The sequence below is a fragment of the Shewanella sp. 10N.286.48.B5 genome, assembly GCF_002874355.2.
Classification (GTDB): Bacteria; Pseudomonadota; Gammaproteobacteria; order Enterobacterales; family Shewanellaceae; genus Shewanella.
The window spans coordinates 2,290,834-2,307,949 of sequence record NZ_MCVG02000001.1; the positions used below are offsets into that span (position 1 = coordinate 2,290,834).

Here is a 17,116-nt window from a genome sequence, read left to right on the forward strand (position 1 = left end):
AAACGAGGGTGAATTTAAAGCTTATGGCAAACAATAGCAACTCTAAAAGAACATAAGTTATGTATAAATCATGTGCAGTTTAGCAACTTCTAATAAGGTCAGGCACTTAACGTGACGTCAACTGTAACGGGCTTGTTGCATTATTTGCCACTACTGTTTTATCTGTGTTATTTAAATGATAAATATCATTTCGATATTGGGCCAAGTTATCTTCACCAACCCAAGCATTCCAATACACTATATGCACAGGAATGGTCTGTGACAGCGAAAACCATTGAGTATTTTTTTGATTAGACTGCATACGCGCCCAAGTGCGTTTATCTATTACCACATTATCCGCGAACCACTCAGCCAATTGCTGCACTTTTTCAATGCGAATACAGCCCGATGAAAGCGCTCGATTTGCCTTATTAAAAAGCCATTTATCTGGTGTGTCATGTAAGTATATATTCAGATCATTTTTAAAATGAAATTTATAACGCCCCAACGCATTAATTTCCCCGGGTCGCTGCACCAAACGATATGGAAAGGCTGCAGTTGCGGCCATTTGCCATTCATCAGCGGTTTTATCAATTTTAATCCCAGCTCGATCAAAAACATCAAATTGTCGATCGCGAAAATAATCACCATCTTTAGCCACTTTAGGCAAGATATCCCGTCGTAACAGCTTTTTAGGTACTGTCCAAGTAGGATTAATGACCACATTGGATATTTGTCCTGACATCACAGGGGTTCTTCGATAGGCCTTGCCGACAATTACTCGAGAGGTCATGGCGATTTGACTATCATTGACTAGCACCATTTCAAAGGCGGGAATATTTACCAATAAATAACGCTCTGACAGTTGATGTTGATAACTGGTTTTAGCCACAAAATTACTGGCAAGTAATATGGCGCGCTGTTTAGGTGTTTGGTTTAACCAATGTAAGGTATTGGGACCAATAACAGCATCGGCTTTTAAGCCATGACGCTGCTGAAATGACACCACCGCGTTCGCTATAGTGTCATCATAAATATGTTGCGCTTCTGAACGAGATGATAAGTCCCCAAGTAACCATAAACGCTGTGAAATAGCACTGATAGTCTGATGGCTATCGCCAGGCCGTAAAAAACCGCCGGGGACAATTGGCTGCCATTCATGGCGGTTATCAAGCCACATTAATCGTCTAATATGGTTAAGAACTCTCAAGTAATCATCTACCGGAGGCTCTAAAGAAAAAACTTTCTTTTGAAGTGAAGCGTTGGAAGCCAGATTGCGATACTGCAGTTCAACAGACTTATCAGCCCAAAACCTATCAACTTCATTTTGTATTGTGTCGATATATTCAAGCTTTTCAGCCTCTGTACCCTGGCGCAGAATCGTTAAATATGCTTGCCATTGAACACTGGAGTCAGTCAACGAAATCAATAATACATGTTGCGCAAGGGTGTTATAAACCGCATCCGAAGCCGCAATCTTAGTTATTGGCGTAAAATACAAGAATAATATCACTGCAAAAGATAACGCAACTCGATGAAAACAGCATCTCACCATGAATTATCCTCCTAAATACTGACTACGAGCTTTTGAGTATGGCAAAGAAATACCATCCTTGTGTTACATAAAATATGACACTGTTAAAAGATAATACGAAAGTTGGAGATAAATAGCGGATTTAGCGCAGCAATTCGACAGTGGTAGAGCTGTGATAAGTCGAGTTCTGTTAAACGATGGGCATAACTGCTATAAACAAACTCCGCAATACTTATTACGTTAATTTCACAGCAGTTAATATGAATAAAAAACAACTCATGCAAGTGATGGCCTCGGACATCGGTATCTCACAATCTCAAGCGAAAATTCAAATCGATCAAATTGTTTCTCAGATCCATAAAGCACTTACCGAAGGTGAAAAAGTTTACATTCCGCAATTTGGCACATTTGAATTACGCTACCATTTAGCGAAAAATGGCTACAACCCACAAACCGGTGAAGCAATGGAAATTCCAGGATTTAACCAACCAAGCTTTAAAGCTGCGCCTGGATTGAAAAAACTCATCAATCAGTAATAAAGCCATAATCCCATTTCAAAGGCCTTGTTTTACTAGTAATAGCAGCAAGGCTTTTACCAATAACTACACCATTTCATAATCATCTTCTAAACTTAAAGTCAAAGTCACCTTACCCAGCGCTCAACCATGAACCTTAACCATGCTGTGATAAGTGTTGTTCTACTGCTATGCACTTTTATTCCATTACAGGAAACTTCAGCCTCCTACGAGAGCTTTGAGCTATCAACAACAGCAAAAATTATTGTTGTTGGTGACATCCATGGCGACTATGGTGAATTTGAAACATTAATTCGTGCAGCAGGCATTATCGATGACCAACTGAACTGGCAAGCTGGCGACACTCAGCTAGTCAGTGTCGGCGATCTGCTGGATAGAGGCCCTGACTCCCGCAAAGTAATGGACTTGTTTATGCGTTTAGAGCAACAGGCCACCGCAGCAGGAGGCGCAGTACATCTTGTGTTGGGTAATCATGAATTGATGAACCTTATCCGTGAACTTAACTACGTACCCACTGATGAATATAAACACTACCTGGATGATGAATCTGCGGACGTACGCGAAAATTACTGGCAGCAATACCTTTCATATGCAACTGAAACCAGTGCCGGAATGAGTCAGCAATCGCTATTATCGACCTTTAACACTGAATACCCTCCCGGCTACTTTGGCCATATGCAGCTCTTTTCTACCAAGGGTAAATATGGCCGTTGGCTGTTGAGCAAGCCCAGTATATTAAAGATCAATGAGGCGCTATTTCTCCATGGTGGACTTTCTGCCAAGTTCCCTCTGTCAACCTTAGCCGAAGTAAACAACGAATCAGCAAAAGTAATACATGATTACATGGAAGCTTTTGAGCAATTAAAACTCCAAGGCGCATTAAGTCACCTTGATGATTTCTTTAGTCGCCAAGAAAAAATAGCACGGCGGTTACTATCTGCAGGCTCTGACGAACATAAATCCTTGTACCAAAGCTTTGTTAATCTCAGCCAGTCTTTTTACCTCGATGGAGAAAGTCAATTCTGGTATAGAGGCTCAGCTCTTTGCCATCCAATCTTTGAGGAAGAGATACTTGATCGCGTTTTGCAACACTATAAGGCCAAACAATTGGTGATTGGTCACACAACCACGAGTAGCCGCGTTTTTGAAAGCAGAATGAAGGGCAAGGTGATCAATACTGACACTGGACTGTACCGAAAATATTATCAGGGCAATCCAATGTTATTAGCCATTAACAAAGATGAACTTCAACAATTTGATGGTAATCAATGGCGTCCTTTTGAGGTTGACGATGGTCAATACCGTGAGATTTACCAAGGCCACAGCTATCAGGACTGGGAACAGTTATTAACACAGGCAATTATCACTAAACTTGAGCCTATAGGGACTGGTGTGACACAGTCGAAAAAAGCTTATTTGGAACATAACGGACTGCGTTTCAAAGCTATTTTTAAAACTGAAAATATCATCCCCAGAAATGCCTCTAAAGATAAATATCGCAATACCGACAGTTATAAATACGAAATAGCAGCGTACAGGATAGCCCGTCACCTTGGATTGAATATGATCCCGCCAACGGTACTTCGAACCATCAAAAATAAACAGGGCTCGCTACAATTGTGGATAGATGACACTTTTAACGAAAAAAATCGCATCGAGGATGAACGTTATCCAAGCGAGTATTGCGTTCTGTCATACCAAGCCAGCCTGATGAATATGTTTGATATTTTAATTTTCAATGTAGATAGAACCCAAAGCAATATTCTCTATACAGAAGCGGATTGGATGATGTGGATGATAGACCACTCTCGAAGCTTTAGAACTGGCAAACACGCACCAAAATATTTAAAGGCGGCACGTTTGCGTCACTCGCTAAAAATTGAACATCAATTAAAAAACTTAGACTATCAAAGCCTAGATAAACTCACTAATGGCCTACTCAAGAGAAAACAAATCAAGGCGTTACTCAAACGTCGTGATCTGTTATTAAAAAAGCTGGCAGAACATGAGTAAAAATCCTCATTAACTACGCTCGCTACCTTAAGCCGCTTAAGTGATTTATGCCATACCTGTCAGTAATTCCGTGTTTATTTTCAATATAAGAGCTTAAGCAAAAGCGCTGTACTAGCCCATAAACGCCAAATACTCTAATTAAGATAAAGAGTTAACCAAACTCATAGAGAGGATAACAGGCAAGATACTGATATTGACTTAAATGATTGTAGATTTACTGAGGCTGTAACCAAGAGATTGTAACCCCCTGATAAATAGCGCTATATTACAGCGGGTTTGACATGTCATCTTTTAAGCCGTCTTCGAAGAGGGTGTAACAGATTCTGTGTAACTGCAATTTAGTTAATATGCTTCACAATTCTGTCTTCGAACTCAATAATAAATCGGCTCATCGCAGTACGCCAGTTTCGGATGGGCATGGTCCATTTTTTACTGGCTTCTTTTATCGCAAGGTAAATCATTTTCTTGGCCGAGTCATCATTAGGAAATACCTTACGTTTTTTCAACGCTCGTCTAATCACGCTATTTAACGACTCTATAGCATTGGTTGTGTAAATGGCCTTACGAATATCCTGAGGATAATTGAAAAACGTATTTAAGTTGTGCCAATGATTATGCCATGACTTGCTGATTTGGGGGTATTGCTCATCCCAGGTATCGCTGAAACGGTCTAATTCAAGTAAAGCTTCCTCCTCCGTTGTTGATTGGTAGATGCTTTTAAGGTCCGCAGTGACTGCCTTGTAGTCTTTCCACGATACGTACTTTAATGAATTTCTGACCATATGTACGATACAGAGCTGTACATGAGTATCTGGATAAACGGTATTGATAGCATCAGGGAAGCCTTTTAAGCCATCAACACAAGCGATGAGAATATCCTCAACGCCTCGTTGCTGTAGTTCAGTGAGGACACCTAACCAAAATTTAGCCCCTTCATTTTCAGCTATCCAAAGCCCCATTAGCTCTTTGTGACCTTCAAGGTTAATGCCTAACGCTAAGAAAATAGATTTGTTAATAACGCGCTTATCCTGACGGATTTTTACGACGATACAATCAAGGTAAACGATTGGGTAAATGGCATCTAAAGGTCGACTTTGCCATTCAATAACTTGCTCTAGAACGGCGTTGGTAACGCGAGAAACTAACGTGGGTGATATCTCTGCGCCGTACCATTCATCAAAGGCTTGAACGATATCACGAGTACTCATGCCTTGAGCGTAGAGCCACAATATTTTATCGTCCATAGAGGTAAATCTGGACTGGTGTTTTTTAACTAACTGAGGTTCGAAACTGCCTTCACGGTCTCGCGGCGTATCAAGCTCAAATTGACCATCTTCAGTTTGAATGCGCTTGCTGGTTTTACCGTTACGGCTATTAGCAGAAGTCGATTTATGGTGTTTCTCATAGCCCAGGTGGTCATCCATTTCGGCATTAAGAGCGGCTTCGACCGTTATCTTTTTGAGCATCTGACTGAATTGGTTTAAGTCTTCTGGTGTTTTAATGCTTTTAGCAGCTTCTTTAGCAAAAGCTTCAATATCTTTTTTGTTCATGAGTATCTGCCTATCCTTGACTCTCTATAGAGTACGTGTTGATAAGCAGTTACACAAAATTAGTTACAGTCTCTCTTCGAACTTAATCGCTTAACCTTCACCAAACCCGATGCCAAAGCCCCGAGCTGTAATATTCTTCATCAGTCATGCCACTCTTTCGCTGCTGTTCCTCAAAATGTTGTTTTACTTTTTGAAAGCGATGCTCAATAGATTCCAATCTGAGGTGAGCTAATTGTTGCTCAGATAGACCACTCGCTCGGAGTCTTTTTTCTAGTTCTTCAATTTTCCAATCTCTCATCCCTTGCATAAACTGCATGCTAATAGCATCTGACTTTAACTTACTTAGCTTACAAGTTCGGATGTCTAGCCGAGGCCCTCGATAAAAAGATCTAGAGTGATCGATGGCCCAAATTTTACCAAGATAAGCTTTTTTCCTGTCCGTCACTTCATTTGGGTCTTCAAATCTTTCATTCAGATCGACTAAAAGGTTGCCAGCATGCCTGTCAACATTGCCAATAATACAATCGAATGTTTTGATTTCTTTTATTTGGTGATTTTTATATTCGGCGGATCCCGGGTAAGGCAGGCTAAGAGCAGTTAAATCGTAAAGCACGACACTATTCTCTACCCATAATTGCAAACTGCCTTTTCTCAATTTTTTACTCGGTTTTAGCCCTTTTCTCCCTATTGGTATACTTCGAAGCACTGTCGCAGGAATAATATTAAGGCCAAGGTATTTTGAAATAATATATGCTGCTAATTCATTGTAGTAGCTATCGTAATACATTAAACCAACGTTACCTCTAGCATAATCTTTTACTGTTTTATCTCGAAAGGCGGCACGTATCTGTACACTATTTTTGACTAAACCTACCCTGCGAATTTCCATAATACTTTCTTTTGTCGTGAACGCTTTAGCAACACTTTTAGAAAGATTAATATCGCCATCATTTAATAAGTCAAAGATAACCGTTTCATCTCGGATTAAAGGAACGGTTACAGCGTGAGACAAGAAAGCGACTAAATATATCGTCAGAAAAAAAGCCATCTTCAAATATTGCATATTGCGCTCCTTCTATTCAATCGATGAGATATCACGCTGGTAAAGTCTATTTTTAAGGGCGATGGATTTCACTTATATCGATATATTTAGGCTCTTTAAGCCACAGATAACAAATCCGTTTATGACAATGCAACTACTTAAAATTAGTTAGCGCTTAGCAAGACATCAGAATTAAAACAGGTATTAATCATGCTCATTGACCAATTGCTTATGCTTGCGAGCAAGGTTAAATGCCAATATTATCCAAAACAGGGAAAGCACCAGATTAACCGCCGCAAACTCATAATAATCAAGCTTGAATACTTTAAGGCCAATAAAGATGATCACCACATGAGCCAAATCTCCCAAACGCCAACAAAATGCATCGATCACAGTCTTCCCTTCAAAAATTTGTTGCTGATTTAAAGGCAGAAACAGTGCATGCCGGGCAGTATTTTGTAATGAATAATCTATGCTATTTTCAGCAATCTTTATTAGCTTAAATAGGGTGAATATAGGGATAAAAGTCGCTAATCCATAGCCCACAAAAGCGACAAAGGGTAAAATTAGAATGGCACCATGTATATGGATCCACTGGAATATTCGAGAAACCAGTAATAGCTGAATTATCATGCTGAATAAGTTTACCCAAGTGTAAAAGTCACTGTAAAACTCACCTATAATCAGTTTGACATCGGCTCCCTGCTGCGCATGAATTTGCACCCATTTGGCCAGAATGTATTCTCCTGTAGTATTCACACAGTTGAGTAACACTACAAACCCAGCAATCACCAACAAGTAACGATTATTCAGTACGGTATCAAAACCTGTTTTGAATGAATGACCATGGTAGTCATTTGTTTGTTTTTTTTTAGATTTCAGTCCAATTAATTTGGGTAACCACATGGTCGCGATAAGTAAAACCGCAGCGACGAGCATCAAGCCTTCAGCGCCAACAAGCTTAAATAGATGTTTGCTAATTTGCGCACCTAATAATGATCCTAAAGATGCCCCTGCTGCAATAAAAGCAAACAAGCGTTTACCCTCATCTGGACTGTAAATATCTGCAGCATAGGCCCAGAACTGGGCAATTAACAGCACATTGATCACACCTAGCCAAACGAAGAAAGGGATTGAAATAGGCACCTTAAACAAATAAAGCCCCCAGAATAATAACAAGCTCACAGCCACAGCTAAGGTGACTCGGGGCAATATTTCATTCGTTCCCTGAGTCCTAATCCAGCTAGCGTATAAAGGCACCAATATCATTAACACCAATGCTTGAATCGCTATCGTGTAAGTGCGTATTTCAGCGGTGTGTTCAGAGAGGATGAGTGCTTCACGGATAGGCTTTAAAATGTAATACAGCAACAGTAGCAAACAGGCGTAAGCGGAGAGCATCAAGGTTGACTTACCTTCTCCCGGTTGCACATGAGTAAACAATCTCATTAAGCGTTCTAGGTAACTTAAGTCGTTCCTGCTGTTTGCTTCCATACCTGTAAATAATACCTTGTTTACTTTCAGGGTATCGAAAAGCTTAGCAGAGGCATGTGTACAGTCAAATATGTAAAGCTAAAGGCAACACTCATCCCAGCGACGTAAAGATATTGATTGAGAGGATTTTTTATCGTCTAAAAATCCGATATGGCTAATTGATTTAATACATTAATTTAGCAAGAACAATTCAAATAAGTCCGTCAACAATAGTCGATGAATCTGATTGATTTCGTCGTTTTAACACACCTGATACGGATCAGGATTTCAACACAAAGTTTCAATGTAACGCGGCTAAATTTAGCTGTGTTCACTCGTGGTACTCGCCAGACTTGAACGAGCAAATATCACTATTTCACAAACTTCAGATACAAAAAGGTCAGACTTGAACCGGCACGCCCTATTTTAAAACGATGAGGGATTGTTATATCTTGTCATTCATTTAGCAAATTTCAGATACAAAAAAGCCTCAACTAATGTTGAGGCATTTTGGCACCATACTGACGTATATTTTTGATAATAAAACTGATGGTACCCGAGGCCGGACTTGAACCGGCACGCCCTATTTTAAAACGATGAGGGATTGTTATATCTTGTCATTCATTGAGCAAATTTCAGACACAAAAAAGCCCCGACTAATGTCGAGGCTTTTTTGCACCATACTTACGTATGTAATATGGTACCCGAGGCCAGACTTGAACTGGCACGCCTATTAAGCGAGGGATTTTAAATCCCTTGTGTCTACCGATTCCACCACTCGGGCAAACTTGTTGTAACTTGTCGAAACAAGCTACGGAATCTGTTTTCAATTGCTGCAATTGCTTGCTGCCGCTGAACTTGGTGCATACTTTACTGGTTTTTCAGAATGGATCAATAAAAAAATGAAACTTATTGTTCAAGTGCTGACTTTGCAATCAATTCGTCTAAAAACATAGCTAAATTAGCCCTTTCAATTAAATATTTCACTTAAGCATGCAAAATATTCTGCACTGTCGATTTTATTACTGGTAATAAATCTTCAGCAAACCATGGATTTTTTGCTAACCAAATATTGTTGCGAGGACTTGGATGAGGCAATGCAATGATGCCCGAAGGTAAATTACGCCAATCTTTAACAGTTTCTGTCAGCGTTTGTTGCCTGTTTGGCAAGTGATAGTCTTGAGCATACTTGCCTATAAGCAAAGTTAACTTCACATCAGTTAAGTGGTTAAGTAAGGGTTGCCGCCACGTTTGGGCGCACATTTTCATTGGCGCTAAATCACCGTTTTTCCCCTTACCGGGATAACAAAAGCCCATGGGTAAAATCGCAATCTGTTTAGGGTCGTAAAGGGTGTCTTTGTCGATGCCTAACCAATCTCGTAACCTGTCACCACTTTTATCATCAAACGGGATGCCAGACTTATGCACCGCAAGGCCTGGAGCTTGCCCAGCAATAAGAATACGCGCTAGCGGATCAATTTGAATCACTGGGTTAACGCCATGGGGCAACGCATGCTGGCAAAGCTGGCATTGACGTACTTGTGCAACTAACGACGTTAATGACGCCGCAGGCATAACGCTCCCCTATCCTGTTTATAAATTTAACTATCTGGGCCTAAATATAAGCGACGATTGTTAATCCAATAACTGCTGTTGAATGGTGGCTAATTGCTGCTGGATATGAATAAACTGAGGTCGCATCGCTACGTCAGCCTGCAAACAACTAGACACTATTTGGCTTAATTGGCTAATGATCTGACTATCTGCAGTTGCTAACCTTAGCTGGTTATTATCATGGCCTGTAAATTCATTAAAATGCCCCAATACGTCATCTAGCATATTACCTAATGCTCTGACTTCAATGGCTTGCATATACGCTGCTTGCTCTACTGCAAGCGCTGACAAGTCCGTTGCTGCGCCAAAATCACCAAATAGCATATTGGCATCACTATCAATCATGGTGTTGTGAGCGTATATATCGCCATGACTGACTTTATGTTGATGTAAATGGGCTAGCGCAGCTGCCATACTGCGCATAACGGTGACGATTTGCCTTAGGGATATATCCATGTCATCACAAAAGGTATCGCGAGTACAGGTTTCCAGTGACGGCGGTAAACCCAAGTTGTAATAACGCTGAGGAATGAGCTCCATGACTAAACCAAGATTGTCAGCATCAGCAATAAAGCCAAGTACGCCAATTAAATTAGGATGAAAGCCTGCTTGCAAACAGCAATGTAATTCATCTTTTGGGTAACCATCTGATGTCACCGCACCTCTGAATATTTTCACCGCTACGTCCAGTGCTGTGCCAGAGTCCTGCTGCCATTGTGCTTGATAAATCACCCCTGAAGCGCCTTGGCCTAATTGCTCCCCTAATGATAACTGCGCCATTGGCGTTAACGCACAACCACTATTAACAGCAGCGTCATCACTATTGATAACAGGCGCTGTTATAGGATTGCCACTAAATGCCAACCAAGCTAAATTGGGCAGTTTGAATAACCAATCTGGAATAACAGTCAATTCATTGGCTGAAATACGTAATAGCTCTAGTGATGTACATTGACTCATTGATGGCGGCAAATTGTTGAGCTTATTGCCTGCCATGGCAAACTTCTGTAGTCGATGTAGCTTGCCAATGGATTGAGGTAATTGCTCAATGTTATTGTCAGTGAGAATTAACCAGCGGGTATCAACAGGAAAACAATCTTCGGCAACTGTAGTTATTTGATTGGCTTTAAAACCGATCATTTCAAGCTTTGGGCATTTAGCAATGACATCTGGGATGTCAGTAAAACAATTAAACGATAGGAATAAAATTTTAAGCTGTTGCAACTGCTCAAACTCATCAGGTAGCGATGATAAACGGTTATTCGACAAATCAAGCACTTCAAGGGAATCAGCAAGCTTAATAATTTCCATGGGAAAGCTGGTTAACCCTTCAGCTATCTGTAATCGTTTTATCTTGTTTTGGTGTAATTCACCAGACTGTAATTGAGCCAAAGTATGCAATGGAAATATCCTAAAATAAGCAGTAAGTCGCAATGGCGCTCATGATAAGCCAAACAGATAAACAAGTTAAGGCAAACCTCAGTAAACTGATTTACTATAACGCACAATAAACCTGCAATTAATAAAGGCTCAAAGCCACTATGCCAGCACTTAACAGCATCACTTTTTTCAGCCGCTTTGAAACAGACATTCTGTCAGGCGCTAAAACTATTACCTTACGCGATGACAGTGAATCCCACTTTATTGCAGGTGAAACGTTAACCGTATCCACCTTTGAGGAAGATAAATGGTTTTGCGACATCAAGGTTATTTCCGTTAATACAGTGCCATTTACACAATTAACCGACTTGCATGCGCAGCAAGAAAATATGCCCTTGGCAGTATTAAAAGCCTTAATACAGGAAGTGTATCCGGGTATTGAACAGCTTTATGAAATCAAATTTAAGGTCGTAACCCCTTAAATAAGCACATAACAAAGGAATGTAACATTGCACTATCTAACACTAATATTTTTATGGCCTATTTATTTAGTACAGGCTATTTGGGTAAAAAAAACCACCATAAAATTACCAGAGCCAAGCGGCGAGCGCGTTAATGCCTCATGCCGTTCGCCACAATTGTCGCTACTGATCCTAGGTGACTCTGCTGCAGCGGGAGTTGGGGTAAGCCACCAGCAACAAGCACTGGCGGGAAACATGGTTAAGCGGCTCTCTAATGATTATCAGCTCAATTGGCAACTGGTGGCCCAAAGTGGCTATAGCACCCAAAACTGCCTCAATAAAGTCAAACTCATGACCCATCAAAATCAGCTAACAAAAGCAGATGTTATTGTGATCTCTCTGGGCGTAAATGATGTGCTGAGTCCAATATCGGCAAAAACATGGATATTACAATTAAGTGAGTTGTGCGCATTGATCACATCAAAGTTAGGTGGAACACAAATTATCATTACTAATGTGCCTCCAATGGATCGATTTCCAGCGTTACCACAGCCTTTTAGGTGGTTTTTAGGCGCAAGAAGCCGAGAGTTCAACTTAGCTCTTTCTAATTGGGTTCAAACAAGCTCACTGCCATGCGAACAACTTAATATGGAATTGACGTTAGCTGATGCGCCAATGGCCATTGATGGGTTTCATCCAAGTGAGGTTATTTATGCCCACTGGGGACAACAAGCATGCGACATGATTAAGGTGAAAGCGTAAGCCAGACTTCAACCACACCCCTTCAAAATAACTTTAAGAAATGAAATTGATATAGCCAAATTGCAAACACAAAAAAGCCCCAACTAATGTTGAGGCTTTTTCGCACCATACTCTTTAATACTAAAAGTCGTATATAAACGCTTTATAGAAGAATAATGGTACCCGAGGCCAGACTTGAACTGGCACGCCCTATTTTAGAACGACGAGGGATTTTTTAGTAAAATCATTCATTCCAACAAATTTCAGATACAAAAAAGCCCCAACTTAAAACGACGAGGGATTTTATCTTTCGCCAACGCTCGAATTACAGGCACAAAAAAGCCACAACTAATGTTGAGGCTTTTTCGCACCATACTCTTTAATACTAAAAGTCGTATATAAACGCTTTATAGAAGAATAATGGTACCCGAGGCCAGACTTGAACTGGCACACCCTATCTTAAAACGACGAGGGATTTTATCTTTCGCCAACGCTCGAATTACAGGCACAAAAAAGCCCCAACTAATGTTAAGGCTTTTTTGTACCATACACCTTAATACTAAGTCGTATGTAAGCGCTTTATGGAAGAATAATGGTACCCGAGGCCAGACTTGAACTGGCACGCCCTATCTTAAAACGACGAGGGATTTTTTAGTAAAATCATTTATTCCAACAAATTTCAGATACAAAAAAACCAACTTACGTTGAGGCTTTTTTGTACCATACACCTTAATACTAAGTCGTATGTAAGCGCTTTATAGAAGAATAATGGTACCCGAGGCCAGACTTGAACTGGCACGCCCTATCTTAAAACGACGAGGTTTTTTTTAGTAAAATCATTCCAACAAATTTCAGATACAAAAAAGCCCCAACTAATGTTGAGGCTTTTTCGCACCATACTCTTTAATACTAAGTCGTATGTAAGCGCTTTATAGAAGAATAATGGTACCCGAGGCCAGACTTGAACTGGCACGCCCTATCTTAAAACGACGAGGGATTTTTTAGTAAAATCATTCATTCCAACAAATTTCAGATACAAAAAAGCCCCAACTTACGTTGAGGCTTTTTTGTACCATACACCTTAATACTAAGTCGTATGTAAATGATGGTACCCGAGGCCAGACTTGAACTGGCACGCCTATTAAGCGAGGGATTTTAAATCCCTTGTGTCTACCGATTCCACCACTCGGGCATAAGTGTTGTTTTAATTGTTAATATAACAACTAAACAAAATTTGTGGAGGCGCGACCCGGAGTCGAACCGAGGTCGACGGATTTGCAATCCGCAGCATAGCCATTCTGCCATCGCGCCGATATAAACATGATTTGGAGCGACATATCGGGTTCGAACCGATGACCTATACCTTGGCAAGGTATCGCTCTACCAACTGAGCTAATGTCGCGTAAATCATTTGTTTATCTTTTCAAATAAACCTGATGTCTTGTAGCTAAAACCTTTTGGTTATAAGCCGAAGCATCCTTGTCTACGGGGGTGCATTCTACCGATTTCAGTGTCGGTGTCAATTGCTGTTTTCAACAAAATTAACTGAGTGAACACTAAGTAAACGTATTGAAGTTTTATTGCGCTACTCAGCCGTTAAGTCTTTCCATGCTGCAGAAATATAGCTCATCATCGACCAGAAAGTCAGCACTGCAGCAATATAAAACAAGCCATAAGCCACATCGGTCAAAAATTCATTCGGCTGCCAGATCAAACCAACAATCGCCGCCATTTGCGCCGCCGTTTTGTATTTACCAATCCATGATACTGCGACAACACCGCGTTTACCGATTTCTGCCATCCATTCACGTAGCGCAGAAATCACAATTTCTCGGCCGATCATGAATAATGCCGCTAAGGTTAGATAAATATTATCATTTTGCTGCACGAGTAATACTAACGCCGTGGTCACCATTATTTTATCGGCAACCGGGTCAAGAAAAGCACCAAAGCGAGTCGACTGCTTTAATTTTCGCGCCGCATAACCGTCTAACGCATCAGTTACCGCAGCAAGCCAAAAGATAAATGCCGAAGCAAAAGGGGCCCACGAATAGGGAAGATAAAACACAACAACAAATACCGGCAATAAAACAAGCCGAAATAAAGTTAATGCTATAGGTAAATTAAAAGGCATGAACGAAACCAAATAGTCAGAAGCAGCGCCAATCTTGCCTTAATTTTATCCCCCTCGCAATGCATCATGGATTGTTTGTGCCATTTCTAGGCTAATTCCAGGAACTTTTGTTAATTCAGCGACACTTGCGCCCTTCACTTCTTGAATACCGCCCAAATGTTGTAACAATAGTTTGCGCCGTTTAGGCCCCACACCAGCAATGGATTCTAGCGTCGATGTATTTCGGGTTTTCTGGCGCTTATTTCTATGGCCTGTAATTGCAAAGCGGTGGGACTCATCACGGATATGCAAAATTAAATGAAATGCTGGTGAATCACTGGGTAATTCAAAGGTATCTTCCGAGCCACCAAACACAAAGGTTTCAAGCCCTGCTTTACGACCTTCGCCTTTCGTTACCCCGATCAGTAAAGGCGCATTATCTAAATGCACACATTTTTCATCAACTATTTGCTGTGCAATACGTAACTGGCCTAAACCACCATCAATAAATACAATATCTGGCACCTTACCCTTGCTATCAATTTTATCAAATCGGCGACTTAAGGCTTGTTCCATGGCAGCATAGTCATCACCACCGGTAATGCCATTAATATTGTAGCGGCGATAATCGGACTTGTGAGGCCCCTCACGGTTAAACACCACACAAGAGGCAACGGTACTTTCGCCCATGGTATGGCTGATATCAAAACATTCCATCCGCTGGATTGGGTGACCTAGCTCTAATGCTTCTTCTAATAATTGAAAGCGCTGCTCAACGGTATTTTTGTGGGACAGGCGCGTATTAACCGCATTGGTGGCATTGGTTAGTGCTAGGCGTAAAAAGTTTGCTCGCTCACCTCTGACATGTGTTTTGATTTCAAACTTTCGTTCTAATGCCGCAGATATAGTTTGTTGTAATCTAGTTAGTTCTTCAAAGGAGTGACTTAATAATACTTCTTTAGGAATTGTGCGCTGGATGTCGGCATTTAAATAAAACTGCCCCATAAAAGAGACGAGTACTTCTTCAAGCTCAGTTTGTGCTGGCACGGTTGGATAATAGCTGCGACTGCCAAAGATTTTACCATCTCGTATAAATAATAAATGAAAACAAACGATACCTGATGCGTAATGTACCCCTATCACGTCCATATCGCCTTTGTGATTAGACACTTCTTGCTGCTCAGCCACTCGCCTTAGGGCGGTGATTTGATCGCGAAATTGCGCTGCATGTTCGTACTCTAGCTCATTGGCAGCCTTATCCATCTTCACCACTAGCTCACTGATCACTTGCTGATCTTTGCCTTTTAAAAACAGGCTGGCTAATTTCACTTGCTCGGAATATTCATCATCGCTTACGCGACCAACACAGGGTGCACTGCAGCGATCTAATTGATACTGCAAGCAAGGTCGAGAGCGCGACTTATAATAAAGATCATCACACTGACGAATAGGAAACAGCTTTTGCATCAGATGTAAGCTTTCTCTAACTGCACCGCCATTTGGATATGGGCCAAAATAATGGCCTTTTTCACGCTTAGGGCCACGGTGATAAGCAAGTCGTGGATGCTTATGGCCACTGAGCAAAATGTAAGGATAGGATTTGTCATCTCGCAGCAATACATTGTATTTGGGCATGTATTGCTTGATGTAATCATTTTCGAGCAATAACGCATCGGTTTCACTGTGGGTCAGTGTGACATCAATATTGGCAATACGCGCCACTAATGCTTGAGTTTTTACATGGGGAATATTGGCTCTGAAATAAGATGATAAGCGCTTTTTAAGATCTTTTGCTTTACCAACATAAATGACTTCGCCCTTGTCATCGTACATCCGATAAACACCTGGCGAAGAAGAAACATTCTTGAGAAATAACTTTGGATTAAAACGAGATGGCATCAACTATCCTAAAATAGGTGTGAAATACCAGTTTGATTCAACACCTATTAACTAAAAAGAACTGGCATCAAGCATTTTGTAGCGAATCGCCAAACGGGTCAACTCTACATCACCACCAATATTCAACTTGGCAAATAAACGATAGCGATAACTGTTAACGGTTTTCGGGCTTAAATTGAGCTTTTCAGAAATGTCGTTGACTTTTTCACCATTGGTGATCATCAACATAATTTGAAGCTCACGTTCTGACAGGCTGCTAAAAGGGTTTTCGTCTGTTTGACTAAACTGACTCAAGGCCATTTGCTGGGCAATCTCTGGAGATAAATAACGTTGCCCCCGAGATACCTGCTGAATGGCTCTTAATACCTCAGGCTGTGTTGCCCCTTTGGTTAAATAACCAGAGGCGCCAGCTTGCATGACTTTGGTAGGAAAAGGGTCTTCAGTTTGTACGGTTAATACGATGATTTTAGCTTCAGGTTGATAACGTAAAATTTTACGGGTCGCTTCTAAACCGCCCATACCGGGCATGTTCATATCCATCAAAATAACATCAGCTTCATTTTGACGTGACCACTGCACGGCGGTTTCGCCATCCGGCGCTTCGCCAACCACTTTTATACCACGCTCATCTTCCAATAAACGTCGAATACCGGTTCTCACTAGCTCATGATCATCAACTAAATATACTGAAATCAACTTCAACCCACCTTAAGCGTATTCTTCCTGAATTTTTATCATATCCTTACCGTTGTAATTTAGCCTATTGAACGAGTATCGCAAA

General features: G+C 40.9%; 13 protein-coding genes and 4 tRNA genes. 4 read left to right on the forward strand and 13 right to left on the reverse strand.

The annotated features are described in order from the left end of the window. Positions 1–106: 106 nt before the first annotated feature. Positions 107–1,534 (reverse strand): L,D-transpeptidase family protein, encoded by a 1,428-nt coding sequence (locus BCU57_RS09820; protein WP_102439892.1) that lies wholly within the window; start codon positions 1,532–1,534, stop codon positions 107–109. 239 nt (positions 1,535–1,773) lie between these two features. On the opposite strand from BCU57_RS09820, the gene BCU57_RS09825 reads away from it, so the two are divergent. Together BCU57_RS09825 and BCU57_RS09830 are read left to right on the forward strand one after the other, a co-directional pair. After that, positions 1,774–2,049 carry an HU family DNA-binding protein gene (locus tag BCU57_RS09825; RefSeq protein ID WP_076539954.1) on the forward strand — a complete coding sequence of 92 codons (276 nt, stop codon included), beginning with the start codon at positions 1,774–1,776 and terminating at the stop codon, positions 2,047–2,049. Positions 2,050–2,178: 129 nt separating this feature from the next. Further along, positions 2,179–4,062 (forward strand): metallophosphoesterase, encoded by a 1,884-nt coding sequence (locus BCU57_RS09830; RefSeq protein WP_102439893.1) that lies wholly within the window; start codon positions 2,179–2,181, stop codon positions 4,060–4,062. 338 nt (positions 4,063–4,400) lie between these two features. Here the strand turns inward: BCU57_RS09830 and BCU57_RS09835 are convergent, their stop codons facing one another. The 6 genes from BCU57_RS09835 to BCU57_RS09860 all read right to left on the reverse strand — a co-directional run bounded on the left by BCU57_RS09835 (position 4,401) and on the right by BCU57_RS09860 (position 11,142). Further along, positions 4,401–5,612: an IS256 family transposase gene (locus tag BCU57_RS09835; RefSeq protein ID WP_102440683.1), complete on the reverse strand. Its 1,212-nt coding sequence runs from the start codon at positions 5,610–5,612 to the stop codon at positions 4,401–4,403. A gap of 97 nt (positions 5,613–5,709) precedes the next feature. Next, entirely contained in the window at positions 5,710–6,675 is a 966-nt protein-coding gene (locus tag BCU57_RS09840) for a hypothetical protein (RefSeq protein ID WP_102440271.1), read from the reverse strand. Between the two features lie 183 nt (positions 6,676–6,858). Beyond that, positions 6,859–8,148, reverse strand: coding sequence for an NTP/NDP exchange transporter (locus BCU57_RS09845; RefSeq protein ID WP_102440272.1), 1,290 nt, complete (start codon positions 8,146–8,148; stop codon positions 6,859–6,861). A 677-nt stretch (positions 8,149–8,825) separates the two neighbouring features. Next, positions 8,826–8,911, reverse strand: a tRNA-Leu gene (locus BCU57_RS09850). A gap of 203 nt (positions 8,912–9,114) precedes the next feature. Continuing rightward, the gene (locus BCU57_RS09855; RefSeq protein WP_102440273.1) at positions 9,115–9,702 is read right to left on the reverse strand and encodes a uracil-DNA glycosylase family protein; all 588 of its coding nucleotides are present in this window, start codon (positions 9,700–9,702) and stop codon (positions 9,115–9,117) included. Positions 9,703–9,762: 60 nt separating this feature from the next. Next, on the reverse strand, positions 9,763–11,142 hold the full coding sequence (locus BCU57_RS09860; protein WP_102440274.1) for a leucine-rich repeat-containing protein kinase family protein: 1,380 nt from the start codon (positions 11,140–11,142) through the stop codon (positions 9,763–9,765). 140 nt (positions 11,143–11,282) lie between these two features. On the opposite strand from BCU57_RS09860, the gene yqfB reads away from it, so the two are divergent. Beyond that, complete coding sequence (gene yqfB, locus BCU57_RS09865) at positions 11,283–11,603, forward strand: N(4)-acetylcytidine aminohydrolase (protein ID WP_102440275.1); 321 nt, start codon at positions 11,283–11,285, stop codon at positions 11,601–11,603. Between the two features lie 27 nt (positions 11,604–11,630). Beyond that, entirely contained in the window at positions 11,631–12,344 is a 714-nt protein-coding gene (locus BCU57_RS09870) for an SGNH/GDSL hydrolase family protein (RefSeq protein ID WP_102440276.1), read from the forward strand. 1,085 nt (positions 12,345–13,429) lie between these two features. Here BCU57_RS09870 and BCU57_RS09875 read toward each other — a convergent pair. The 6 genes from BCU57_RS09875 to uvrY all read right to left on the reverse strand — a co-directional run bounded on the left by BCU57_RS09875 (position 13,430) and on the right by uvrY (position 17,031). Beyond that, positions 13,430–13,515, reverse strand: a tRNA-Leu gene (locus BCU57_RS09875). Between the two features lie 45 nt (positions 13,516–13,560). Next, positions 13,561–13,634: transfer RNA gene (locus BCU57_RS09880), tRNA-Cys, on the reverse strand. A 15-nt stretch (positions 13,635–13,649) separates the two neighbouring features. After that, a tRNA-Gly gene (locus BCU57_RS09885) sits at positions 13,650–13,725 on the reverse strand. A 183-nt stretch (positions 13,726–13,908) separates the two neighbouring features. Beyond that, complete coding sequence (gene pgsA / locus BCU57_RS09890) at positions 13,909–14,457, reverse strand: CDP-diacylglycerol--glycerol-3-phosphate 3-phosphatidyltransferase (RefSeq protein ID WP_076539933.1); 549 nt, start codon at positions 14,455–14,457, stop codon at positions 13,909–13,911. A 45-nt stretch (positions 14,458–14,502) separates the two neighbouring features. Then, positions 14,503–16,335: an excinuclease ABC subunit UvrC gene (gene uvrC / locus BCU57_RS09895; RefSeq protein ID WP_102440277.1), complete on the reverse strand. Its 1,833-nt coding sequence runs from the start codon at positions 16,333–16,335 to the stop codon at positions 14,503–14,505. Between the two features lie 51 nt (positions 16,336–16,386). After that, positions 16,387–17,031: a UvrY/SirA/GacA family response regulator transcription factor gene (gene uvrY / locus BCU57_RS09900; protein WP_102440278.1), complete on the reverse strand. Its 645-nt coding sequence runs from the start codon at positions 17,029–17,031 to the stop codon at positions 16,387–16,389. Positions 17,032–17,116 lie beyond the last annotated feature (85 nt).

Excerpts from the sequence above, each read along its gene's own strand:
- pgsA (WP_076539933.1), bottom strand. The coding sequence starts at position 14,457 with ATGCCTTTTAATTTACCTATAGCATTAACTTTATTTCGGCTTGTTTTA.
- BCU57_RS09845 (WP_102440272.1), bottom strand. The coding sequence starts at position 8,148 with ATGGAAGCAAACAGCAGGAACGACTTAAGTTACCTAGAACGCTTAATG.
- BCU57_RS09825 (WP_076539954.1), top strand. The coding sequence starts at position 1,774 with ATGAATAAAAAACAACTCATGCAAGTGATGGCCTCGGACATCGGTATC.
- uvrC (WP_102440277.1), bottom strand. The coding sequence starts at position 16,335 with ATGCCATCTCGTTTTAATCCAAAGTTATTTCTCAAGAATGTTTCTTCT.
- BCU57_RS09830 (WP_102439893.1), top strand. The coding sequence starts at position 2,179 with ATGAACCTTAACCATGCTGTGATAAGTGTTGTTCTACTGCTATGCACT.
- BCU57_RS09820 (WP_102439892.1), bottom strand. The coding sequence starts at position 1,534 with ATGGTGAGATGCTGTTTTCATCGAGTTGCGTTATCTTTTGCAGTGATA.
- BCU57_RS09855 (WP_102440273.1), bottom strand. The coding sequence starts at position 9,702 with ATGCCTGCGGCGTCATTAACGTCGTTAGTTGCACAAGTACGTCAATGC.
- BCU57_RS09835 (WP_102440683.1), bottom strand. The coding sequence starts at position 5,612 with ATGAACAAAAAAGATATTGAAGCTTTTGCTAAAGAAGCTGCTAAAAGC.
- BCU57_RS09840 (WP_102440271.1), bottom strand. The coding sequence starts at position 6,675 with ATGCAATATTTGAAGATGGCTTTTTTTCTGACGATATATTTAGTCGCT.
- yqfB (WP_102440275.1), top strand. The coding sequence starts at position 11,283 with ATGCCAGCACTTAACAGCATCACTTTTTTCAGCCGCTTTGAAACAGAC.